The following is a 21,374-nucleotide window of genomic DNA, read 5'->3' as shown; positions in this document are numbered from 1 at the left end:
GAACAAGACGGCAGGATTGTCGCGGGCGGGGGCGTATGGACTGGGATTATATCATTGTCGGAGCAGGCAGCGCGGGCTGCGTGCTGGCTAACCGGTTGAGTGCGGCAGGTCAGCGGGTGCTGCTGCTGGAGGCGGGTGGCAAAGACAACTACCATTGGGTGCACATCCCGATGGGATATCTTTATTGCATCAACAACCCGCGCACCGATTGGATGTATCGGACAGAGGCCGAAGCCGGTCTGAATGGGCGCGCGCTGATCTATCCGCGGGGCAAGGTTCTGGGCGGCTGTTCGTCCATTAACGGAATGCTCTATTTGCGCGGGCAGGCGGCGGATTATGATGGCTGGCGCCAGCGTGGGCTGACCGGTTGGGGCTGGGATGATGTGCTGCCCTATTTCAAGAAGTCCGAGGATTACGTCGACGGCCCCTCTGACATGCACGGGGTCGGCGGCGAGTGGCGGGTGGAGAATCAACGTCTGCACTGGGATGTACTGGATGACTGGATGCAGGCCGCCGCCGAATGGGGCCTGCCGAAAGTTACGGATTTCAATACCGGCAACAATGAGGGCGTTGGCTATTTCCGGGTGAACCAGCGGAGCGGCTGGCGGATGAACACCGCGAAGGCGTTTTTGCGCACGGCGACTGGTGAAAACCTGAAGGTAGAGACCGGCGCCCACACCCGGCGGATCCTGATTGAGAACGGCCGTGCTGTGGGGGTGGAATACAGTCAGGGCGGCGCGGTGAAAACAGCGCGGACGGAGGGTGAGGTGCTGCTGTCGGCGGGGGCCATCAACAGCCCGCAGATCCTGCAACTGTCTGGTCTGGGCCCGGCAGCGCTGTTGCGCGACCACGGGATTGCGGTGCAGCGTGACATGCCTGAGGTCGGTCAAAACCTGCAGGACCATCTGCAGCTGCGCTGCGCCTGGCGGTTGAAAGGGGCAAAGACGCTCAATACACTGGCGAATTCTTTGATCGGCAAGGCAAAGATTGCGGCTGAATATGCCATGCGCCGTTCCGGTCCGATGTCGATGGCCCCCAGTCAGCTCGGGGCGTTTTCTCGTTCACGCCCGGATCTGGCGACGCCGGATCTTGAATACCATGTCCAGCCCCTGACACTGGAGGCTTTTGGTCAGCCGCTGCATGATTTTCCGGGGCTGACGGCAAGCGTGTGTAACTTGCGACCTGAGAGCCGGGGCGAGGTGGCGATCACCAGCGCTGATCCCATGAAGGCGCCACGTATCGCTCCGAATTACCTATCGACCGAAGGCGACCGTCAGGTGGCGGTTGCGGCGATCCGGCAGGCGCGGGCTATTATGGGGCAAGAGGCCATGCAGCGCTACGCGCCGGTAGAGATGAAGCCGGGCGGCGGGTCCGATGAGGAGGCGGATCTGATGCAGGCGGCAGGCGCGATCGGGACAACCATCTTTCATCCGACCTGTACCCTGCGAATGGGGGCGGAGGAGGCGGCCCCGGTGGATGGCGCGCTGCGGTTGCGCGGGGTTGGCGGCTTGCGGGTGGTTGATGCCAGCGTGATGCCGGTGATTCCCAGTGGCAATACCAATGCGCCCACGATCATGATTGCGGAAAAGGCAGCTAACATGATTTTGAGCGATCATCGCGGGTAATTGGTCGTTCGGGCACCATGCCCCCTTGCGTCCGCTGTCAATATTCGATTCCCTGTTCCGATCCGGCTGGCGCGTGGCTTGCGGGATGCGCTGGCCCCTTTTCAGGGGACGGAGGAGCTGACAACAGCATTCATCGCTTGCCTGAATGTGACACGAAACGATCACATCCGCCTGCTACTGCCGCGTGACTGACCACTGACCGACCAAGGAGCCTTAGCGTGACCAGCGACCATGACCCTGATTCTTTTGACTGGCTGGACGCCGAACTTCAGGACACGCTGGACGAGGATTTCGAGATCGAATTCGCCGAGCCGATGCTGTCGATGGAGCTGCGCAAGATCTATCGCTCGCAGCATCCGGAGATGCTGGATCGCAAGGTCTATTTTCGCAACCTGCTGCGGCTGCAGGCGGAGCTGATCAAGGTTCAGGATTGGGTTCAACACACCGGGGCCAAGGTTTGTATCCTGTTTGAAGGCCGCGACAGTGCCGGTAAGGGCGGCGTGATTAAGCGGATCACCCAGCGCCTCAATCCTCGTGTGGCGCGGGTGGTGGCGCTGCCTGCGCCCAGTCGCCGTGAGCAGAGCCAGTGGTATTTTCAGCGCTACGTCCCCTATCTGCCGGCGGCGGGCGAAATCGTGCTTTTTGACCGATCCTGGTACAATCGGGCGGGGGTAGAGCGGGTGATGGGTTTTGCCAGCGATGATCAGGTCGAACAATTTTTTCAGGACGTTCCAGAGTTTGAGCGGATGCTGGTGCGGTCCGGGATTATCCTGCTGAAATATTGGTTCTCCATCACCGATGAAGAGCAGCAGCTGCGGTTCCTTATGCGGATCCATGACCCGATGAAGCAGTGGAAACTGTCGCCGATGGATCTGGAAAGCCGCATCCGCTGGGAGCAGTATACCAAGGCAAAAGAGGACATGTTCGAGCGCACCAATATTCCCGAAGCGCCCTGGTATATCGTTGAAGGGAACGACAAGAAGCGCGAGCGGCTGAATTGTATCGAGCACCTCCTGACCAAGATCCCCTATTGCGATGTGCCGAGTGAGCGTGTGTCGCTTCCGGATCGCGAATACAAACCCGACTACGAGCGCAGGGTGCTGCCTGATGATCTCTATGTGCCCAAGATTTACTAACCAAAGCTGACGTGGCGACCTCACCGGGATCGGGCGTACATGTGCCGTGCTGATTTTTTCTTCGCGCGGATGAGGCTGGGAAGAAGGAACCCGGAGCGGCAAATGCCTTGGTTGTAAGGGGGTAAGACAAGCGCCTGATGGGGGGGAGACGCTGCCTGCTCCGGGTTAGACCATCGGGTGTTCCAAATCCGATGGAGCGGGCAGCTGCTGGGGAAACGCGTCAGCCTGCCCGTGCATTAACCACACTAGCGCAGTTTGTTCAAAACGAACACACGCATTGCGTGTAATTTTCGATAAAATATTAAGTTTATAGGTGGCGGATTGTCGCACTCGCTATTTATGGGGAGGCCAAAAACGACAAACCCCCGCGGCTGAGCCTCGGGGGTCGTCATTTTGCGTCCAGAACTGCGGACAAAGGACTCAGAGGAGGCCTTCGCGCTGTGCTTTCTTACGTGCCAGTTTACGGGCACGGCGAATCGCTTCAGCTTTCTCGCGCGCTTTTTTCTCGGACGGCTTCTCGAAATGTTGCTTGAGCTTCATTTCACGGAAGACGCCTTCACGCTGCAGCTTTTTCTTCAGGGCACGGAGCGCCTGATCGACGTTGTTGTCGCGAACACTAACCTGCATGTGGTTTTCACCACCTTTCTAAGTTGAGTTGCAAGGATTTGCAGGAAGTGGCCATATAGCAAGGTCGTACTAGCTTGTCCAGTACCGGGCCAGTCGGCGGTTAGGGTCACAGGGTTGATTGACAGGGCCGAGCCAGTGAGACGATTGGCCCGGTGGATTTTGCCGATGTGACATTAGATATCCGGTGTCACACAGATGCGATTGCACTTAGTAAGACGTGAAATTTCGGAAGGCGAGACCATGACGATTGAGGATCACACCGACCCACGCGCTGAGCCTGAGGCGGGAGATATCATCGGGCAGCTGCTGGATGCGGCACTGTTGCATGTGCCCTTTGATGGCTGGAGCGCGCAGACGTTTGCGGCGGCTGTCGAGGATGCGGGGATTACACCCGCGCTGGCCGAGGCGCTGTGTCCGCGTGGGGCCGTGGATCTGGCCGTTGCTTTTCACAAACGCGGCGATCAGCTGATGCTTGACCGTTTGGCGGAGGAGGACATGACTGGCCTGCGGTTTCGCGACAAGATTGCACGTGCTGTGCGGCTGAGACTGGAAGTCGTTGATGACAAGGAAGCCGTGCGTCGCGGCACCACACTGTTTTCCTTACCGCAATACGCTGGCGACGGGGTTCGGTTGATCTGGGGCACGGTGGACGCGATCTGGAACGCCTTGGGCGACGGATCTGAGGATATCAACTGGTACACCAAACGCGGCTCGCTTGCCGGGGTCTATTCCGCGACTGTTCTGTATTGGTTGGGGGATGACAGTCTGGAGCATCAAGCGAGCTGGGAGTTTCTGGATCGTCGGATCGACAACGTTATGCAGTTTGAAAAGCTGAAGGCGCAGGTACAGTCCAATCCGTTGCTGAAACCATTGCTGGTGGGGCCGAATTGGCTTGCGCAGCAGATCAAGGCGCCGAGCACCCGCGATGACCTGCCAGGCAGCTGGTCCGCGCCGCGACGCTGAGGCGCGCAACGTTTCAGCGATCCGTGGTGGTGCGGGACCTATGACAGGTAGGCGTCCTTTGCTAGGCAGTGACAACAGCGGAGGAATGCCAATGACCGAAATGATGCGCGCGATTGAGATCCAGGAGCCCGGTGGGCCAAGTGTTCTGCAGGCCTGTCAACGCCCGGTACCGTCACCCGGGCATGGGCAGGTGGTTCTGAAAGTCGCTTATGCAGGCGTCAATCGCCCCGATGCGCTGCAACGTGCCGGCAAATATGCACCACCTCCCACAGCCAGCGATCTTCCGGGGCTGGAGGCTTCGGGCGAGGTGGTCGCCATCGGCGCTGGGGTCAGCGAGCTGATTGTGGGCGACCGGGTCTGTGCGCTACTGCCGGGCGGCGGCTATGCTGAATATGTCGCGACGCCAGCGGCGCATTGCCTGCCGGTACCTGCGGGCCTGTCGATGAAGCAGGCAGCCTGCCTGCCGGAGACCTGTTTCACCGTTTGGTCCAATGTGTTTACCCGCGGCGGCCTGCAGGCCGGGGAGCGGTTTCTTGTTCACGGAGGGTCATCCGGTATCGGAACAACCGCGATCCAGCTTGCCTCGCAGCTGGGCGCGCGGGTGTTCACGACCGCTGGATCAGATGAGAAATGTGCGGCCTGCCTGAAACTGGGGGCCGAGCGGGCGATCAATTACCGGAACGAGGATTTTGTAGAGGTATTGAAGACCGAAGGTGGTGCCAATCTAATTCTGGACATGGTGGGTGGCGACTATATTCCGCGCAACGTGCGTGCGCTCGCGGATGATGGCCGCATGGTCCACATCGCGTTTCTGTCGGGTCCGAAGGTGGAGTTGAACTTTGCTCAGATCATGGCGCGGCGGTTGACGCTGACCGGTTCAACCCTGCGCCCGCAGAGCGATCTGGCCAAAGCGCAGATTGCCCAGGATCTGCGCGAAGTCGTCTGGCCACTTATCGAGGCGGGGAAGTTTGCGCCGGTGATGGACCAGACCTTTGCCCTGGAAGAGGCGGCGGCGGCCCATGCACGGATGGAAAGCTCCGCTCATATCGGCAAGATTGTTCTGGAGGTTGGCGGCGAGGGCTAGGCACCGCCGCGCGGGCTGATCGTGCCGGCGCGGTTGTCGCTGGCACGTGTCATGCAACGGCACGACGATAGAGATGCCAGGTGGCGTGTCCCAAGACCGGAACGACCACGATCATGCCCGCAAACATCGGCATCGCACCAAGAATGAGTAAGGCGGTGACGATGACGCCCCAAAGCAGCGAGACCACAAGATTCTGGCGCACGACTCGCAGGGATGTGGCGACTGCGATGGGAAGGCCGACATGGCGGTCCAACAACAGCGGAAAAGACACGAGGCTGACGGCCAGCGCGGCAAACGCGAAGGCGGCGCCCACTGCGCTCCCGATCACCAGCATTGCCCATCCGGGGGCGGTGGTGAAAATATCCTCTATGAAGCGCATTGCCGACTGCGGCGCCTCAGGGCCAAGGGTGCGGTTGTAGATTGCCGCAGCCATCGTCAGCCACAGAATGCAGAGCGCGGCGAGATACAAGCCCAGCATCAGGATCGACAGGAACGCGGGAGACCGCAGCACCGCAAAGGCGTCCATCCAGTGCGGGGTGAACCCGGCCTCGCGGCGCGATGACATTTCATATAGCCCGACAGCGGCCACAGGTCCGATCAGCGCAAAGCCCAGAACCAGCGGGAACACCAATGGCAACAGGTTCATCGACAGGCTGAGAACCACCAGGGCAACGCCAATCAGCGGATAAAGAAAGACGAGCGCCATGGCATCGGAACGGCAGGCGGTGAAATCCTGCCAGCCCGCGCGCAAGGCAGCGCCCAGATCCGCGATGTCCAGTTGCAGCACGCGCGGCATGTCGCCAGTCTTGTCGCTGCCTAGATGATCCACCGATGCAGAGACGTGAGAGCCGGTCAGGCCAAGGGATTTGGCCAGCCAGCTGATGGGATTTCCGATCGTACGTTCCATGATCCTTCCTCTCGGATTAGCGTAGGGCGCACCGAGGGGGCAGGTGGAGGCGGGCGTGACAAGTCCGGATCAGTGACGCCCCAAGCCGGTGCGTATCCGCAGGGTATCACAAAAGCAGCGCAAAACGGGTCACTATGGCGCGAGGGGCATCCGGGACTGGTCGGTGGGCCGAGGCTGTCGCCAGGTGCCGGGGGTGATCTTTACCGGATCGGCTCAAATACTGCATTTTTCTGCGTGCAATCACGGATCACGTCGCGGCCACAGGGGACCGGTTTCAGGTCGCGGGACAAACAGACACGCGCCTCCTGAATGTGACCGTCGCGGCAGGTGATGGTCAGCGTGTTGGGGGCCAAGTCAGGATTGTCCTGCAAAAAAGCCTGCTCGACCAAACTGGCAGGCAGGGTCACCGACTGCTGCAGTTTACGGAAGGCGACGGGACGTTTGATCTGCGCATAGGCCTGCCGGGAGAGTGCGAAATATGCCTGCGCGGAGAGGCCAGCGCAGGTGCCGTGTTTTTTCCACTGGTGCCAAGCGAGGCCGGCGCTGCCCATAATGTCCGTCATTTCCCGGCTCATGGCCCGGCTGGGTGGGGCCTCGGCGGTGCGGCAGTAGCTCGGCCAGCCGCGGTGGAACTGAGGCCACAGACCATGCAATGTCCAGCCGTGATCATGTCGGGCGTCGCATTGCTCGGACCGTTTGGCATCCCCCTCCAGCACGCACCAGTTTGGCGACCAGCTGAGGCTGAGCAAATAGTAGTCGAATTCACCTGCAATCTCGCCTTCGGCACGGACCTGACCCGGCAGGGCCACGCCAACGCCCGTTACTGCAATAAGGGCCGCCATCAGGGCCTGTCTGATCCCGCGCATTCGCCTCTTTCCTTATAGAAACATCGCGACTATATAGAACTGAAGTTCCCCGACAACGGAAACCGCCCCAAATCGGGGAAGCCTCTTTCAGGCGACGGGAAAGATGTATCTGGGACAACCGTGTTATTAAGGAGATGAGCGCATGGCAAAACCGTTGATGGCCAAGGCGACCGCCGTGTGGCTGGTGGACAATACCACGATCAGCTTCAAACAGATCGCCGATTTTGTCGGCATGCACGAGCTGGAAATCCAGGGCATTGCAGATGGCGATGTGGCTGCGGGCGTCAAGGGGTTCGACCCGGTCGCCAATAACCAGCTGACGCAGGAAGAGGTCGACAAGGCCGAGAAAAATCCGCTGCATAAGCTGAAGCTGAAGTTCAATCCGGCTGCTGCTGGCGAAGAAAAACGCCGTGGCCCGCGCTATACCCCGCTGTCGAAGCGCCAGGACCGCCCGGCCTCGATCTACTGGCTGGTGAAGTTTCACCCTGAGTTGTCGGACGGTCAGGTGTCGAAACTGGTGGGCACCACCAAACCGACCATTCAGGCGATCCGTGAGCGGACCCATTGGAATATTGCCAATATCCAGCCGATTGACCCGGTTGCTCTGGGCCTCTGCAAACAGTCCGAGCTGGATGCCGCCGTCCAGAAGGCTGCTGCCAAGAAGGCTGCCGAAGGTGGCGTGATGAGCGATGATGAGCGTCGCAAGCTGGTGTCGACTGAACAATCGCTGGAAATGGACGCGGAGCCACGCATGCCGTCTGCGATCGAAGGTCTCGAAACCTTCACCCTGGGTGGCAACGACAAGCCCGAAGCGGCCGAGGAAGAGACTGTTGTGGATGCCGACAGCTTCTTCAACCTGCCTGCCGGTGGTGACGATGAGGATGATGACGAGGATAACATCGATCCCCGTTTCTAAGATCTACCGGCCGCGGGGATGGCGGTATGTCAGATAGAAAAGACCACGGTGCGTGCTGCGTTCCGTGGTCTTTTTGCGTCTGGAAGTCACAGAAGTCGGCGATGCTGCCACGGTGACTTTACGAGGCAGGATGAGGTGCGGGGAGGTCGATTGATTGACCGTCACAAAAAATTCGCCTTTCGATGCCGATCCCTGCATTTTTCTGACTTTTCCGCCTTGACGTGCGGGCGTGGCTGGCGTACCTCGCACCCCGACGGCGCGGTAGCTCAGTTGGTTAGAGCGAACGACTCATAATCGTTAGGTCGGGAGTTCGAGTCTCCCCCACGCCACCATTCTTCTCTTGAAAATATAGACTCGACCACTGGCGGATTGCCGGGAAAACTACTGCCCGAACATCTGAATTTCTTTGCGCTATCGATGCTGCAACAGGGCTTTGTTCAGGCCTGATATTGCCTGTTTGTCGGGTGCTGTGGATAAGGCCGAGCAGACCTTGCCTCTGCCAGATGTCGTGACAGTCAGATGTCCTTGCGGGCACGCAGGGCGGCTGTGATGGTGCCCTCGTCGAGGTAGTCGAGCTCTCCGCCAATAGGCACCCCCTGCGCCAGCGACGTCAGGCGGACTTGTCCGCTGAGCTGATCCGCGATGTAATGTGCCGTCGTCTGGCCGTCGATTGTGGCGTTGAGCGCCAGTATGACCTCGCTGACCTGTTCGGCCTGCACCCGGTCCACCAGACGGGGAATGCGCAGATCCTCCGGGCCGACCGCGTCCAAGGCGGAGAGCGTTCCGCCCAACACGTGATAGCGGCCCTTGAAGACGGCCGCACGTTCCATGGCCCAGAGGTCGGAAACATCCTCCACCACGCAGAGTTCGCCGTTCGCACGGGTCATATCCTCGCAGATGGTGCAGAGATCACCGGTGCCGACATTGCCACAGTTGAGGCATTCCCGCGCGGTGGCGGCCACCTCGCTCATGGTCTCGGCCAATGGGGTCAGCAGCAGGGCGCGTTTGCGGATCAGGTGCAGGACCGCCCGGCGGGCAGAGCGCGGCCCCAGCCCCGGCAGTTTGGCCATCAGGGCAATCAGGTCTTCGATGTCGGTGGTTGAGTTCTTGATCATGCCTAAAACGCCCTTCTTTGCCCCGCTATATAGGCTGATTGCGACCTCCGAGTACAAGGGGGGCAGGGCAGCTGTTCAGGTTTTGTTTTACACCGCAGCTGGGCACGAGATGGGTAAAAGAAAAGGCGGCACCGAGGCCGCCTTATCCTGTCCGTGAGGCCGGGCGTATCAGAATGGCAGTTTAATGTCCTTGGGCAGGCCCATGCTTTCGGTCAGGCTGGCCATTTCTTCCTGCGCCTTTTCGGCGGCTTTGGCCTGGGCATCCTTGATCGCGGCGAGGATCAGGTCTTCGACCACTTCCTTGTCGTCGCCGTTGAAGATCGACGGGTCGATATCCAGCGCCTTCAGATCGCCCTTGGCCGAGGCGGTTGCCTTCACCAGACCTGCGCCTGCTTCGCCGGTGACCATGACATTGTGCAGGTCTTCCTGCATCTGCGCCATCTTGGTTTGCAGTTCCTGTGCCGATTTCATCATCTTGGCCATATCGCCAAGACCGCCGAGGCCTTTGAGCATCTGTTTTCTCCTAAGTGCGAGGGCGCAGCGCGCCGTAAGTCATCACTGCACATATCGCAACTGCGAGGCCGATGAACAAGTGGGGTGGTCCCAGACAGCCTTCAGCAAGGGCGTAGGTTTCCACATAATCAAGCGCGTTTTCGTACCGGTCAACCGCAACGACAAAGGCGATCCCGGCCCAGAGTACGGCGGCGATTGCGAAGGTCGCGCGGTTTCGTGTGGTCAGAGCGATGCCCGCAAGGGCAAGCAACGCGAGGGACACGGGCAGGGTGGAGAGGCCAATCAACTCATCCCAGGCGGTGGCCGGACCATCACTTGGTTTCCAAAACGGTCGTTCCTTATCACAGACTTCTGCAATTGCTGCGGCGGGAAATAGTGTCGCCATGAAGCCTATGGTCCAAGTCACTCTTCCTCGAAGGGATCCCATTCGTCCTCGACCTCTGGCAGGGCTTCCGCCTCGACTTCGGCGGCGAGATCTTCTGCTGTACGGATGTGTCTGATCTTTGCCTTGGGGAAGCTCTCAAGGACCGCCTGTACCATCGGGTGGGTGCTGGCTTCCGCTCGCAGGGCGTTCTCTGCGGCGTTTTCACGCTCAGTGATGGTTTCGCCGCCGCCCTCATTGGCGAGGGAAATCACCCAACGGGCATGGGTCCAGGTCTGCAACTGCTGGCCCAAACGGGCGGCGAGATCCTTGGGCGCGTCATCCGTTGGCTGGATGGTGATTCGGCCCGGCTGATAGGACACCAGGCGCAGATAGGTTTTTACATATTCCAGCAGCAGACCGTCGCGTTTCACCCGGATCAGTTCAATTACATGCTCAAAGCTGGGATAGCGCGCAAGCGCGCTGTCCGCCTGCGGGGCGAGGGCGGTGGCCTGTCTATTGCCTGCTGACATCGTTGGCCCGCCTTGGGGACCGCCCGGCATGCCGCCCTGTGGCCCGGCCTGCTGAGGGACGTAGCCGCCTGCGCTGCCGGGGCCAGATGGTCCGCCAGAGCTCTCCATCGGCGCATTCATATGCCCGCCGGGTGGCGGAGGCCGAGGTGTATCCTGCAGGGTGCGCATCAGTTGTTCCGGCGTCGGCAGGTCGGCCACATGTGTCAGACGGATCACCGCCATCTCGGCCGCCATCATAGCGTTGGGCGCGGCGGCGACCTCTTCCAACGCTTTCAGCAGCATCTGCCACATTCGCGTCAGCACCCGCATCGGCAATGCCTCGGCCATCTGGCTGCCACGGGCGCGCTCATCGGGGCTGACGGTGGGGTCTTCGGCGGCATCGGGGGTGATCTTCACCACCGACACCCAATGGGTGATTTCAGCAAGATCGCGTAGCACTGCCAGCGGATCGGCTCCCTCGGCATATTGCGCGCTGAGTTCGGTCAGCGCCGAAGCCGCGTCGCCACGCAGAATCATGTCGATGAGATCAAGGACCCGCCCGCGATCCGCCAGTCCCAACATGGCGCGGACCTGATCAGCTGTTGTTTCGCCTGCGCCATGAGAAATCGCCTGATCTAGGAGCGAGGTGGCATCACGGGCCGACCCCTCGGCGGCGCGGGTGATGAGGGCCAGCGCATCCTCGGCGATTTGGGCATTCTCAGCGCCTGCGATTTTTTGCAACAGGGTAATCATCACCTCCGGCTCAATCCGGCGCAAATCGAACCGCTGGCAGCGCGACAGCACCGTCACTGGTACCTTGCGGATCTCCGTGGTGGCGAAGATGAATTTCACATGTGCGGGCGGTTCCTCCAGCGTCTTCAACAGCGCGTTGAAGGCGGAGGTCGACAGCATGTGGACCTCATCGATGATGTAGATCTTGTAGCGGGCAGAGGCGGCGCGGTACTGCACCGAATCGATGATTTCGCGGATGTCACCCACCCCGGTGCGCGAGGCGGCGTCCATCTCCATTACATCGACATGCCGACCTTCCATGATCGCCGTGCAATGTTCGCATTTGCCGCAGGGCTCGGTAGTCGGGCCACCCTGACCATCCTCACCGATGCAGTTCATGCCCTTGGCGATGATCCGTGCGGTGGTCGTCTTACCGGTGCCGCGAATGCCGGTCATGATGAAGGCCTGTGCAATCCGATCGGCGGCAAAGGCGTTTTTCAGCGTCCGCACCATGGCGTCCTGACCCACCAGATCGGCGAAAGTTTCAGGCCGGTATTTGCGGGCCAGAACCTGATATTGGCCAGACCCTTGGTCCGGTGCTTGGCCTGCTGTGTCGCCTGCTGTGTCGCTCATGATGTCTCGTGCCAGATTCGGGGGTCGGTCGTTTGTATTCGGGTAAAGTAGGCAAGCGCGCGCGTGGCGTCCACCGCTGATGCAGATCCAAGCGGAGCAGGTGTTCATCACCGGTGTGGATCAAGAAACCATTAGGTGCCCGGCGGGCGGACCGCTACATTGAAGGATGTGATCATCCGGGGGGATCGTAACGCAGGATTTGCGACGCACTTGGCAGTGGGGGCTGACAATGGAGCATGAATCTGAGGGTGGCGATACCAAAAGTGCGGAAAAAGGCGGACCGCTGGTGTTGCACGCGCTGTCGGTGGCGGATGGCATTTTGGCGCTGTGTCCGCTGCCGGGGGCAAGCGGGGATTACTACGCCGACATAGAGCATATTCGGGAGTGGCAGCCCGGACTGGTGATCTCCATGACCACGGATGAGGAACACGCCGCCGTTGGCGCAGAGAGCCTCGGCAGCGATCTGCAGAGCCTTGGCAGCCGATGGATCCACCTGCCGGTTCCTGATTTCAGCACGCCGCCCCCGGACATTCTGAGCCGCTGGCCTGAGGCGAGCCATATGGCCCGCAAGGCGCTTGTCGGAGGTGGTCGGGTACTGGTGCATTGTCGAGGCGGCTGTGGCCGGTCGGGAATGGTTGTGCTGCGACTGATGACGGAATGTGGTGAGCGGCCGGATCTGGCGCTGGCGCGACTGCGCGCGGTGCGGCCCTGCGCCATTGAAACCGACGCCCAGATGATTTGGGCCTACGGTCCGAGACGGATTCCCGGCAACGCACGCTGAATTAATGCAGCTGCGGAACGCGCCACAGCAAGTTGCCAACCTTCGTCTGTGTCGCTTCATCGTGATGCGGCGCCGCGCAAGCGCGGCGCTTAAGGCAATTTCGACAGGTTGCTTGTGCCTGTCAGGCGGGTACGGATTGCAGCGGCGTTGGCGCGGGCCCGGGCTGCGGTCTCAGGGGTAGAGCCTGAGCCAAGCCACAGGGGTATTCCGGCAGACGGGTGATGGGGCGGCTGTCCGCACTCTGGCAAAAAAGCGCGTCCGCGAATTGATCAAGACTGCCCTGATCTGCCTCCGGAGAGATGCCGCAGTAGATGCGGATACGATCGTGGCTGGCCGAAAACCGTGCTTGGCAGGGTCGGTCACAGGCCGTCAGTTCACAATTGCCCGCTATTTCAAAATCATCAGTTGTGACCGTACGGGCCTGCCCCAAAGCAGTGGTCAGGCGTGACAGCATACGTTCTGCCGCAGGGCAGGGGCGCCCCAGATATTGGCAGTTGCTGAGTGAGTAGCGGTGTGTTGTATCAGTCCAGTTCATTGCGCCCTCCGCGCGAAGGAGGGGATGAATGGTCAGTGCTGGCAGGCCAATTGGCAGACATGCAAACGCTGCCAGAACACCCCGCCTGGTTTCGAGTTTCTCATCAGATGGCAGGTCTCCTGACTCGCGGGTCGTCACAGCCCCGGGGCCTTCCCAATGCGGCATGGTCCGAGTGGACGCTGGCATCAGTGGCATAATCCGAGGTTGCTCGCCGCTTACAGTTGCGGGGGCAGTCGCGGCATTGATCTGGCTGGTCTGCCATCTCGCACCGTGTTCCCTTTTCATCCTGACCACCCAAGGGCGATACAGGAACCATCTGTTGAAGAGCTAGCGGGGGCAGGGGCGAGTCGTCAAGCGTTTCGTCCGGATGTACCCGGAATTATTGATCCATGATGGCGCTATATCTGGCGCTACCGATCGAGCCGCGTCTATATATTGTGTAGCGTGACCATTTCTTAGTCGGGCATGATGCTTTGCGCTCACGGCCACGAACCAGTCATCTTGTAAAAGAAAGAAAGGTGAGAGGTTGGACATCGACCCAAGCGGGGCTCGTTGTGGCTGCTTCCTTCCGGATCTGACCAGGTTGGCGAGGCGCTTGCCCGCGCCAACCTCTCGACCCCGATATAGGAGTGCAGGCGGGGAATGGCAAGCCCGTGCGATGCGCAATATGAAAGGAGCAGAGAGGTTGATCTCGCGCTCTGATCTCACAATTTGACGCCAATCCTTAGAAACCCGTCGGGGGTGGTGCCATGGAGGCTGTGGCGGGACGGATCAAGATCGGTGAGATAGGCGCGGGCTCCGGGCCCGGTGAAGATCTCGACCTCAGTGGAGGGATGGCTGAACAGGCGCCAGGGAGGAGGTGCGTGTTCCAATGGGTCACGATCAAGACGCCCGGCCACGTAGTCGCGGATCGCGTCTCTCACCCGCAACGGGGGAATCGGCAGCGGCGTGGCGGCCTGGGCCATGGCGAAATTACCGCCGCCACCGATGCGATAGCTGCTGACCGCCACCGCGAAATGCTGACTGTCGCGCACCGGCGCCCCTTTCCAACGGAGGTTGCGGATCCGGTAGCTATCCGGATTTGCGAGTTCTCCATCGCTGGCAAACCGGGCTGGTGCGGAGACATCGATATCGTATTGGACACCGAAAATGACATCGAAATTATGGCCGGCCCGATCGTCGTCCAACAATGGGGAGCCAAAGGTGCCGGGCGCGATCTGATTGAACAACCCGGCCGACATTTCCAGCCAATCGCGCAGCTGGGCGCCATCCAGAACCACGGTGCGCAACTCGTTCGGGAAAGGCTGTATATCGACGACATGGCGCATGTACATCTGCCCGATCGGTACATCCGTGTAATTTGAGGGGCCGGAGCGTGCGCCAAATTTGCCGGGGGCCGTCGCTGAGAGCAGGGGCAGGTTGCTGGCCACGGTATCTGTCAGAGCCGGACGCACTGCAGCCGCCTGGGCCCAAGCCACCAGCGCAAGAGCCTGATCGCGGCCGAGAAAAGTGAAATAGGAATGCAGCGGTTGGCTGGTGCGTCCCACAGGTTGCGCCATGCGGGTCCGTGTTTCGGCATGATCTTCCGCGAGCGCCGCGACCATTGCGGGATCTTCGTCCACCAGAGGCGTCAGTACGCCGCCAGCGCCGCCGATGGTTCTGCGTCGGGCGATGGGGCGGAGCGTACAGGTGGCCTTGGTCACAGCCCAGCGATCAGAGTTCCACGTCATCCGCAAGTCGATTACGCCAAGATGTGAGCCATGGGCCCCGGGCATCACGACCGGCGCGGAAACCGGGTGGCGTGGATCGGGCAATGTCAGATGGGTGTGGCCGCCAACTATCGCGTCCAGCACGCCAAGATTGGCCAGCTGATGGAGGGCGTTTTCAATGCCGTAGGTTGCGTGTCCTTCGCCGATCCCGGTATGAGCGAGCGCCACGATGACGTCACAGCCCTGTTCGCGTAAGGCAGCGGCATGATCGCGTGCGGATTGCACCATGTCGTCGATCGTGACTTTACCTTGAAGTTGATGGGCCGCCCATTTGAGTGTCTGCATCGGCAGAACTGAGATCAGGCCAATGCGCAGCGGCGGTGTGCCTGAGGTATCCGGGAGTGCGCGTTCGAGCACGGTGGATTGGCAGAACGGAAGGGACAGCTGCGGGTCCAGCGCCCGCATGTTTGAGCAGAGTACCGGGCAGCTGATCCGCAATAGTGCCTGCCGCAACTGATCCAACCCGAAATCGAAGTCGTGATTTCCAAGGCCGATGGCGTCGTAGCTGAGCAGATCAAACGCGCGCGCAACCGGCGCAGGGCGGATATCGCTAAGCTCCAGCGGGCGCTCCGCAATCGGGGTTCCGAAAATGCTGTCGCCATTGTCTAAAAGCAGAGTGACAGCACCGTTGTCTGCGGCTTCGTGGCGCGCCTGGGCGATCAGCGTGGCCACGCGTGACAGACCCTGCGCAGGATCAGGTTTATCGGAATAGTAATCGTGACTGAGCAGGTTTGCGTGAAGATCAGTGGTCGCCAGAATGCGCAGGGATCCGACCTTACTGTCCTCGGCTTGGTCCGATCCTGTCATGTGGCGTTTCTTAGAGGTCGCACGGTAATTCCCGAGGTGGCGTTGATTGCCAATTTATTAACAAGCCTGATTGCCTCTTTGAAGCAATCAAATGTGACACTCGAAAGCCGCTTATTGCTTAGAATTCTATTCAATCGCGTTGCTTTCCTCTTGAGATGCTATGGATTTACGGCTTTCACCTACGGCGAGTGGTTAGGATATTTCTAGGCCACTGTGGCGCAGAGGAAACAACTTTTCACCTTAAGGTTGCGCGTCTCTGACGGATTCAGGTGCTGTGGCACATCTGTGTGCAGACGAAAGAGCGGGGCGGGCGATGCGACAGGCAGAACATGTGACATTTGGTGGCAGTGGTTTGGACCGGGCCGCGCATCTGCGGGATGATCCCGCGGCTTTGGCTGCGCTCTGGAGTGGCGGGGACTGTCGTATCCTGTTGATCTGGCGCGGAAAGCCATTGTGCTCTCTGCCTTCAGAGGTCGCCGTTGCATCGGATAAGGGGATTCTGCCGGTGGCTTTGGCCTGGGTCCGGTCCGATCATCCCGTGGCGAAGGGCGCGGCGGTGGCTGCTGTCTTCCTCGGGATCTGTACGGCAGGGCGGGCAAGGTTCTCGGTTGATATCAGTGATTGGCAGCCTGACAACCTTGACGATATGGCGTTGCGCGCCTTTGTGGATAACAGTGAACAGCGGCATCCGGATCTGCCGCAGGAGACCGGTTTTGTTGAGCTGCGACGCATCATGGCCCAGCTCAGCCGCGAGGAGGCAGAACTGGCGGCGACTGCACGGGCGGTGTTTGGCTGGCATCACTCGCATGGGTATTGCGCCTGCTGTGGCGCCAAAAGCGATATTGCTCAGGGGGGGTGGCAGCGGGTCTGCCCCAGCTGTGGAGCGGCGCATTTTCCACGCACTGATCCGGTTGTCATCATGCTCATTACGCATGGGGATGCGGTGCTGGTCGGGCGGTCGCCTGGGTGGCCCGATGGGATGTACTCCCTCCTCGCCGGTTTTGTAGAGCCTGGGGAAACACTGGAGGCCGCTGTGCGACGTGAGACTGCGGAAGAAACCGGTGTGAAGGTCGGTGCCGTCAGCTATCTGTCCAGTCAGCCCTGGCCGTTTCCGATGTCGCTGATGTTCGGTTGCGCGGGTGAGGCATTGGGACGTGAGATCACCATCGATCCTAAAGAGATCGAAGATGCGATCTGGGTCTCGCGTCAGGATATGATGGCGATATTCGAAGGCACGCACCCTGATATTCGCCAGCCTCGCAAGGGCGCAATTGCACATTTTCTGCTGCAGAACTGGCTTGCAGATACACTGGATTGAGACGAATAGTATCAGTCAGTACAAGATCGCCATCGGATTTTCCGATCCGCTGTAACAACAGGACGCCCATGGATTTTTCCAGCAAAGAAGACATCGACGCACCAATTGCAGAAGTCTTTGGATCGATTTCGGACTTCGAAAACATGGAGCGTATGGCGCTGCGTCGGGGTGTCGATGTGCAGCGGATGGGGGATGTTCATCACCCTGAAAACGGGCTGGCCTGGGAGATAGAGTTCCAGTTTCGCGGCAAAAAACGCAATCTGCATCTCTCGCTCAGCACCTATGAGCCGGTGACGCAAATGGTGCTGACTGGCACAGGCAGCGGCATGGATGGCGCGATGGATGTCGAGCTGCTGGCCCTGTCGCCGCAGCGCACCCGCTTGTCGGTAACCCTATCTCTGACACCCAAGACGCTGTCGGGTCGTTTGATGGTCCAGTCCTTGAAACTGGCGCGCAGCAAGTTGAACCGCGGCTTCAAGAAACGCGTCTCCGAATTTGCCAAACAGACCGAAGACCGGGTCGGTCGCTCCGCCTGACGTCGGCTACAGCTCAGAAACGATCATCATTCGCCGGGTAAACGCCCAGGATTTCGATGTTGGTGGTGAAATAGGCCAGTTCATCCATGGCGAGGCGGACGTTCGGATCGTCCGGATGGCCATCAATATCAGCGTAGAACTGAGTCGCGGTGAAGGACCCATCGACCATGTAACTCTCGAGTTTGGTCATGTTGATGCCGTTGGTCGCAAAGCCACCCATCGCCTTGTAAAGTGCGGCGGGTATGTTGCGGACCTGGAACACGAAGCTGGTGATCATGCCATGGTTTCCACGGCGCTCCGTATTCGGGTCGCGCGACATGGTCAGAAAGCGGGTGGTGTTATTGCCATGATCCTCGATATGGCGGGCTAGCACCTCCAGGCCGTAGATCTCGCCCGCCAGTTCACTGGCCAGCGCGGCGTGGCTCTTGTCGCCTTGTTCAGCCACGTCACGGGCGGCGCGGGCATTGTCGGGGCTGACACGCCCGTGGATGTTATTTTCGCTCAGAAAACGGGCGCATTGCGGCAGCAGCACCAGATGCGAATGCGCTTCTTTGATGTCTTCAAGCTGGGCGCCAGGAACGCCTAGAAGATTGATGTGAACCCGCACAAAGGCTTCGTCGATGATGTGAAGGCCGCTGTGCGGCAACAGGCGGTGAATATCAGCAACACGCCCATAGGTGGAATTCTCCACCGGAAGCATGGCCAGTTCAGCCGCACCGCTGCGTACAGCGTTAATGGCGTCCTCGAAATTGCGGCAAGGCAGCACGTCCATGTCCGGACGTTCCTTGCGGCAGGCTTCGTGGCTGTAGGAGCCAAGCTCCCCCTGAATGGCAATTCTCTGGGTCATAACTGCGACATCCGTGCAAAACTTCAAAAAACGGGCGTTTCGTCGCGCTGTCTATACCTTGCCACTTGAGAGGGGAAGCCTTAGACACCCTCCCAGACAGCTGAAATGGACTCGCGATCATGTTTGACACGATGACCCTTACCAAAGCGACCGCAGGCGTTTGCGGCGCGTTCCTCGTGTTCCTCCTGGGCAAATGGGCCGCAGAGGAACTCTATCACACCGAAAGCCACGGCGAGGCTTCTTATGTGATTGAAGTGGAAGAGGCAGGTGCGGAAGAAGTTGCTGAAGTCGTAGACTTCGGCGAACTGATGGCCGCAGCAGATGTTGGCAAAGGTGCCAAGGTCTTCAAGAAATGCTCCGCCTGCCACAAACTCGAAGCCGGTGAAAACGCCACCGGTCCCTATCTATATGGGGTGGTTGATCGCCCGATCGCCGCTGCGGATGGCTTTGGATACTCTGCCACCCTGGCCGGTCTTGGCGGCGAATGGACCGCAGAAGAGTTGGATGCCTTCCTGACCAAACCGTCGCAATATGCGCCGGGCACCACCATGAGCTTTAGCGGGCTGAAGAAGCAGAAGGATCGGGTGAACCTGATCGCCTATCTCGATAGCCTCGACGATTGATTTTGTCGCCTTATGACAGAACGAAGAGACCGCGCTATTCAGCGCGGTCTTTTTCGTTCTGAGGCGTGGGCGGCGCAGAAGTGATCAGGTTTGAACGCGAGTCGGCGGGTTCATGCCCTCCTGTTTCTTGACACACGGGAAATTCAGCCAATCTGAACTTGAATGTTAGGGGGGCAGCCGCTTAGCTTTGGGTCAGACAATGATCCTGGCAGCGAACGCCGGACAATGGAGGTATTGGCAGATGAAGACGCCCACCGCACCGCGCCGCGCCATTTCGGCTCGAGTGGTTGATCCGCAACCATTTTTTCGCATCATGATGGCAGGGTTTGCCGCGCTCATCATATGCGCGCTGACGGTCTCGCTGGCATTTGCTGAGGAGCGGGTGATCAAAAGCCACGGCTTCACTGAATTCGGAGAGTTGAAATATCCCGAAGGCTTTACCCATTTTGACTACGTCAATCCGGAGGCCCCGAAAGGCGGCGAGCTGTCTCTCTCGGCGGTGGGCACCTTTGACAGTATGAACCCCTACACCCGCAAGGGGCGTGGAGGCGCCATGTCGGCCGATCATTTTGAATCGCTGATGATTGGATCCTATGACGAGCCGGGATCTTACTATGGGCTGCTGGCCGAGAGCCTCGAATATCCGGAGAGTCAGGACTGGGTGATTTTCAACATGCGCCCTGAGGCACGGTTTTCCGATGGCACGCCGGTGACGGCAGAGGATGTTGTCTTCTCGCATAACCTGCTGTTGGAGCAGGGGCTGAAGTCCTATGCTGAGGCCGTCAAAAAACGCATTCCCAAGGCCGAAGTGTTGGGGCCGCATCGGGTGAAATTCTATTTCTCACCGGACTTTCCGCGCCGGGCGATGATCACGCAGGTGGCAGGGACCTCTGTGTTTTCCAAGTCATGGTTTGAGGCAGACCCGGAGAACCGTCGTCTGGATGAGCCGCGGTTGGATCCTGGGATCGGGTCTGGCCCGTATGTGCTCGAAAGCGCGGATGTGAACCAGCGCATCGTCTACAAACGCAATCCCGATTACTGGGGCAATGACGTGAATGTAAATGTCGGGCGCCACAACTATGATCGGATTCGCATCGAGTATTTTGGGGACAGTGTTGCCGCGATGGAAGGATTCAAGGCCGGGGTCTATACCATGCGCCCGGAAAACAGCTCTAAGAGCTGGGCCACTGCCTATGGGTTCGACGCGGTCAAAGAGGGCGATGTAGTGAAGGGGGAATTCCCCGACGGCAATGTTCCGGCAGCCAGCGGGTTTGTGATGAACCTCTTGCGCCCCAAATTTCAGGATCCCCGCGTGCGTGAGGCGATCCAGCTTGCCTATAATTTTGAATGGACCAATGACAGCCTGCAATATGGGCTGTTCGCGCAGCGCCATTCGTTCTGGCAGGATTCGGCTCTTGAAGCGAAGGGGCTGCCAGAGGGACGCGAATTGGAGGTGCTGCAGGATCTGGGTGACCAGATTGATCCGGCGCTGCTGACAAGCGAACCGGTGATGGCGCATAGCTCAAAACCTGCGCGGCCAGCGGATCGGCGCAACCTTCGCCGGGCGATGAAACTGCTGGATGAGGCCGACTGGGCTGTTGGCGATGACGGGCTGCGCCGCAACGCCAAGGGTGAGGTGCTGAAACTGGAATTCCTGATCGATTCGCCCACGATTGAGCGGATCGTCCAGCCCTATATCGCCAATCTGCGGCAGATGGGGGTAGATGCCATCTCTAATCGGGTCGATTTCGCGCAATATACCAGCCGTCGCCGTGAAAAAGACTTTGATATGATCACCTACGCCTATCCAAAGTACCTGCAACCCTCGACCGGGCTTTATCAGCAGTTTGGGTCTGACGCGCATGAGTTCTCAGTGTTCAACCCGGCGGGGATAGCCGATCCAGCGGTTGATACGCTGATCGGTGCCATCGTGAAGGCGGAAGACCAAGAAGAGCTTTATGCCAATGTGCGTGCGTTGGACCGCGTTCTGCGAGCCAAGCGGTTTATGGTTCCAACCTGGTATCTGGATGTGAATTGGGTGGCCTATTGGAACTTTTATGAGCAGCCAGAGACCTTGCCGCTGTTTGACCTGGGATTGAGCGATGTCTGGTGGGTCAACGCCGAGAAAGAAGCGGCATTGAAATCCTCCGGCGCGTTGCGGTAAGCGC

Annotated in this window: 20 protein-coding genes, 1 tRNA gene, 1 other RNA gene and 1 riboswitch; of the genes, 11 read left to right on the top strand and 11 right to left on the bottom strand. The window is 59.6% G+C overall.

Going from position 1 to position 21,374, the window contains the following annotated elements; all coding sequences use genetic code 11:
* Positions 1-35 precede the first annotated feature (35 nt).
* Positions 36-1,625, top strand: a complete 1,590-nt coding sequence (locus J4721_RS11375; RefSeq protein WP_211002715.1) for a GMC family oxidoreductase — start codon at positions 36-38, stop codon at positions 1,623-1,625.
* Positions 1,626-1,843: 218 nt separating this feature from the next.
* Positions 1,844-2,761, top strand: a complete 918-nt coding sequence (gene ppk2, locus J4721_RS11370; RefSeq protein ID WP_014875915.1) for a polyphosphate kinase 2 — start codon at positions 1,844-1,846, stop codon at positions 2,759-2,761.
* A 420-nt stretch (positions 2,762-3,181) separates the two neighbouring features.
* Here the strand turns inward: ppk2 and rpsU are convergent, their stop codons facing one another.
* The gene (gene rpsU, locus J4721_RS11365) at positions 3,182-3,388 is read right to left on the bottom strand and encodes a 30S ribosomal protein S21 (protein ID WP_005614280.1); all 207 of its coding nucleotides are present in this window, start codon (positions 3,386-3,388) and stop codon (positions 3,182-3,184) included.
* Between the two features lie 240 nt (positions 3,389-3,628).
* Between rpsU and J4721_RS11360 the strand changes: the two genes are divergently transcribed.
* Positions 3,629-4,351, top strand: a complete 723-nt coding sequence (locus J4721_RS11360) for a COQ9 family protein (protein ID WP_102873506.1) — start codon at positions 3,629-3,631, stop codon at positions 4,349-4,351.
* A 91-nt stretch (positions 4,352-4,442) separates the two neighbouring features.
* Positions 4,443-5,435 (top strand): NAD(P)H-quinone oxidoreductase, encoded by a 993-nt coding sequence (locus J4721_RS11355; protein WP_211002714.1) that lies wholly within the window; start codon positions 4,443-4,445, stop codon positions 5,433-5,435.
* Positions 5,436-5,484: 49 nt separating this feature from the next.
* Here the strand turns inward: J4721_RS11355 and J4721_RS11350 are convergent, their stop codons facing one another.
* Positions 5,485-6,342, bottom strand: coding sequence for a DUF2189 domain-containing protein (locus tag J4721_RS11350; RefSeq protein WP_211002713.1), 858 nt, complete (start codon positions 6,340-6,342; stop codon positions 5,485-5,487).
* Positions 6,343-6,542: 200 nt separating this feature from the next.
* Complete coding sequence (locus J4721_RS11345) at positions 6,543-7,208, bottom strand: ribonuclease T2 (protein ID WP_211002712.1); 666 nt, start codon at positions 7,206-7,208, stop codon at positions 6,543-6,545.
* 142 nt (positions 7,209-7,350) lie between these two features.
* On the opposite strand from J4721_RS11345, the gene J4721_RS11340 reads away from it, so the two are divergent.
* Both J4721_RS11340 and J4721_RS11335 read left to right on the top strand, forming a co-directional pair.
* Positions 7,351-8,124 (top strand): DUF1013 domain-containing protein, encoded by a 774-nt coding sequence (locus J4721_RS11340; RefSeq protein ID WP_014875910.1) that lies wholly within the window; start codon positions 7,351-7,353, stop codon positions 8,122-8,124.
* 255 nt (positions 8,125-8,379) lie between these two features.
* Positions 8,380-8,456: transfer RNA gene (locus J4721_RS11335), tRNA-Met, on the top strand.
* Positions 8,457-8,639: 183 nt separating this feature from the next.
* On the opposite strand, the gene recR is transcribed toward J4721_RS11335, so the two are convergent.
* The 4 genes from recR to J4721_RS11315 form a co-directional block, all read right to left on the bottom strand.
* Positions 8,640-9,239 carry a recombination mediator RecR gene (gene recR, locus J4721_RS11330; RefSeq protein WP_014875909.1) on the bottom strand — a complete coding sequence of 200 codons (600 nt, stop codon included), beginning with the start codon at positions 9,237-9,239 and terminating at the stop codon, positions 8,640-8,642.
* 168 nt (positions 9,240-9,407) lie between these two features.
* Complete coding sequence (locus tag J4721_RS11325) at positions 9,408-9,752, bottom strand: YbaB/EbfC family nucleoid-associated protein (RefSeq protein ID WP_027248612.1); 345 nt, start codon at positions 9,750-9,752, stop codon at positions 9,408-9,410.
* 10 nt (positions 9,753-9,762) lie between these two features.
* Complete coding sequence (locus J4721_RS11320; protein ID WP_061049830.1) at positions 9,763-10,137, bottom strand: hypothetical protein; 375 nt, start codon at positions 10,135-10,137, stop codon at positions 9,763-9,765.
* 17 nt (positions 10,138-10,154) lie between these two features.
* Positions 10,155-11,990 carry a DNA polymerase III subunit gamma/tau gene (locus J4721_RS11315; protein ID WP_102914463.1) on the bottom strand — a complete coding sequence of 612 codons (1,836 nt, stop codon included), beginning with the start codon at positions 11,988-11,990 and terminating at the stop codon, positions 10,155-10,157.
* A gap of 229 nt (positions 11,991-12,219) precedes the next feature.
* On the opposite strand from J4721_RS11315, the gene J4721_RS11310 reads away from it, so the two are divergent.
* Positions 12,220-12,771, top strand: a complete 552-nt coding sequence (locus J4721_RS11310; protein ID WP_061049828.1) for a protein-tyrosine phosphatase family protein — start codon at positions 12,220-12,222, stop codon at positions 12,769-12,771.
* Positions 12,772-12,892: 121 nt separating this feature from the next.
* On the opposite strand, the gene J4721_RS11305 is transcribed toward J4721_RS11310, so the two are convergent.
* From J4721_RS11305 to J4721_RS11295, 3 genes are all read right to left on the bottom strand, one after another.
* Entirely contained in the window at positions 12,893-13,306 is a 414-nt protein-coding gene (locus J4721_RS11305; protein ID WP_211002711.1) for a hypothetical protein, read from the bottom strand.
* A 91-nt stretch (positions 13,307-13,397) separates the two neighbouring features.
* Positions 13,398-13,638: riboswitch (cobalamin riboswitch) on the bottom strand.
* Positions 13,639-13,822: 184 nt separating this feature from the next.
* Positions 13,823-13,921: signal recognition particle sRNA small type (gene ffs / locus J4721_RS11300), an RNA gene on the bottom strand.
* Between the two features lie 89 nt (positions 13,922-14,010).
* Positions 14,011-15,882 (bottom strand): 5'-nucleotidase C-terminal domain-containing protein, encoded by a 1,872-nt coding sequence (locus J4721_RS11295; RefSeq protein ID WP_014875903.1) that lies wholly within the window; start codon positions 15,880-15,882, stop codon positions 14,011-14,013.
* A gap of 313 nt (positions 15,883-16,195) precedes the next feature.
* Between J4721_RS11295 and nudC the strand changes: the two genes are divergently transcribed.
* Positions 16,196-17,200 carry an NAD(+) diphosphatase gene (gene nudC / locus J4721_RS11290; RefSeq protein WP_211002710.1) on the top strand — a complete coding sequence of 335 codons (1,005 nt, stop codon included), beginning with the start codon at positions 16,196-16,198 and terminating at the stop codon, positions 17,198-17,200.
* 68 nt (positions 17,201-17,268) lie between these two features.
* Entirely contained in the window at positions 17,269-17,736 is a 468-nt protein-coding gene (locus tag J4721_RS11285) for an SRPBCC family protein (protein ID WP_102873516.1), read from the top strand.
* A 13-nt stretch (positions 17,737-17,749) separates the two neighbouring features.
* Here J4721_RS11285 and J4721_RS11280 read toward each other — a convergent pair whose 3' ends face one another.
* Positions 17,750-18,583, bottom strand: coding sequence for a prephenate dehydratase (locus J4721_RS11280; protein WP_014881159.1), 834 nt, complete (start codon positions 18,581-18,583; stop codon positions 17,750-17,752).
* Positions 18,584-18,702: 119 nt separating this feature from the next.
* Here J4721_RS11280 and J4721_RS11275 point away from each other — a divergent pair, with 119 nt between their 5' ends.
* Together J4721_RS11275 and J4721_RS11270 are read left to right on the top strand one after the other, a co-directional pair.
* Positions 18,703-19,206 (top strand): cytochrome c family protein, encoded by a 504-nt coding sequence (locus J4721_RS11275; RefSeq protein WP_014875899.1) that lies wholly within the window; start codon positions 18,703-18,705, stop codon positions 19,204-19,206.
* A 241-nt stretch (positions 19,207-19,447) separates the two neighbouring features.
* Positions 19,448-21,370: an extracellular solute-binding protein gene (locus J4721_RS11270; protein ID WP_102873517.1), complete on the top strand. Its 1,923-nt coding sequence runs from the start codon at positions 19,448-19,450 to the stop codon at positions 21,368-21,370.
* Positions 21,371-21,374: the final 4 nt, after the last annotated feature.

It is taken from the genome of Phaeobacter sp. HS011, from assembly GCF_018101215.1.
GTDB classification, from domain to species: Bacteria; Pseudomonadota; Alphaproteobacteria; order Rhodobacterales; family Rhodobacteraceae; genus Phaeobacter; species Phaeobacter inhibens.
Note: the sequence above shows the minus strand (reverse complement) of the source record. Positions and strands in the feature narration are given on the sequence as shown.

Excerpts from the sequence above, each read along its gene's own strand:
- J4721_RS11375 (WP_211002715.1), top strand. The coding sequence starts at position 36 with ATGGACTGGGATTATATCATTGTCGGAGCAGGCAGCGCGGGCTGCGTG.
- rpsU (WP_005614280.1), bottom strand. The coding sequence starts at position 3,388 with ATGCAGGTTAGTGTTCGCGACAACAACGTCGATCAGGCGCTCCGTGCC.
- J4721_RS11360 (WP_102873506.1), top strand. The coding sequence starts at position 3,629 with ATGACGATTGAGGATCACACCGACCCACGCGCTGAGCCTGAGGCGGGA.
- J4721_RS11355 (WP_211002714.1), top strand. The coding sequence starts at position 4,443 with ATGACCGAAATGATGCGCGCGATTGAGATCCAGGAGCCCGGTGGGCCA.
- J4721_RS11350 (WP_211002713.1), bottom strand. The coding sequence starts at position 6,342 with ATGGAACGTACGATCGGAAATCCCATCAGCTGGCTGGCCAAATCCCTT.
- J4721_RS11345 (WP_211002712.1), bottom strand. The coding sequence starts at position 7,208 with ATGCGCGGGATCAGACAGGCCCTGATGGCGGCCCTTATTGCAGTAACG.
- J4721_RS11340 (WP_014875910.1), top strand. The coding sequence starts at position 7,351 with ATGGCAAAACCGTTGATGGCCAAGGCGACCGCCGTGTGGCTGGTGGAC.
- recR (WP_014875909.1), bottom strand. The coding sequence starts at position 9,239 with ATGATCAAGAACTCAACCACCGACATCGAAGACCTGATTGCCCTGATG.
- J4721_RS11325 (WP_027248612.1), bottom strand. The coding sequence starts at position 9,752 with ATGCTCAAAGGCCTCGGCGGTCTTGGCGATATGGCCAAGATGATGAAA.
- J4721_RS11320 (WP_061049830.1), bottom strand. The coding sequence starts at position 10,137 with ATGGCGACACTATTTCCCGCCGCAGCAATTGCAGAAGTCTGTGATAAG.
- J4721_RS11315 (WP_102914463.1), bottom strand. The coding sequence starts at position 11,990 with ATGAGCGACACAGCAGGCGACACAGCAGGCCAAGCACCGGACCAAGGG.
- J4721_RS11310 (WP_061049828.1), top strand. The coding sequence starts at position 12,220 with ATGGAGCATGAATCTGAGGGTGGCGATACCAAAAGTGCGGAAAAAGGC.
- J4721_RS11305 (WP_211002711.1), bottom strand. The coding sequence starts at position 13,306 with ATGAACTGGACTGATACAACACACCGCTACTCACTCAGCAACTGCCAA.
- J4721_RS11295 (WP_014875903.1), bottom strand. The coding sequence starts at position 15,882 with ATGACAGGATCGGACCAAGCCGAGGACAGTAAGGTCGGATCCCTGCGC.
- nudC (WP_211002710.1), top strand. The coding sequence starts at position 16,196 with ATGCGACAGGCAGAACATGTGACATTTGGTGGCAGTGGTTTGGACCGG.
- J4721_RS11285 (WP_102873516.1), top strand. The coding sequence starts at position 17,269 with ATGGATTTTTCCAGCAAAGAAGACATCGACGCACCAATTGCAGAAGTC.
- J4721_RS11280 (WP_014881159.1), bottom strand. The coding sequence starts at position 18,583 with ATGACCCAGAGAATTGCCATTCAGGGGGAGCTTGGCTCCTACAGCCAC.
- J4721_RS11275 (WP_014875899.1), top strand. The coding sequence starts at position 18,703 with ATGTTTGACACGATGACCCTTACCAAAGCGACCGCAGGCGTTTGCGGC.
- J4721_RS11270 (WP_102873517.1), top strand. The coding sequence starts at position 19,448 with ATGAAGACGCCCACCGCACCGCGCCGCGCCATTTCGGCTCGAGTGGTT.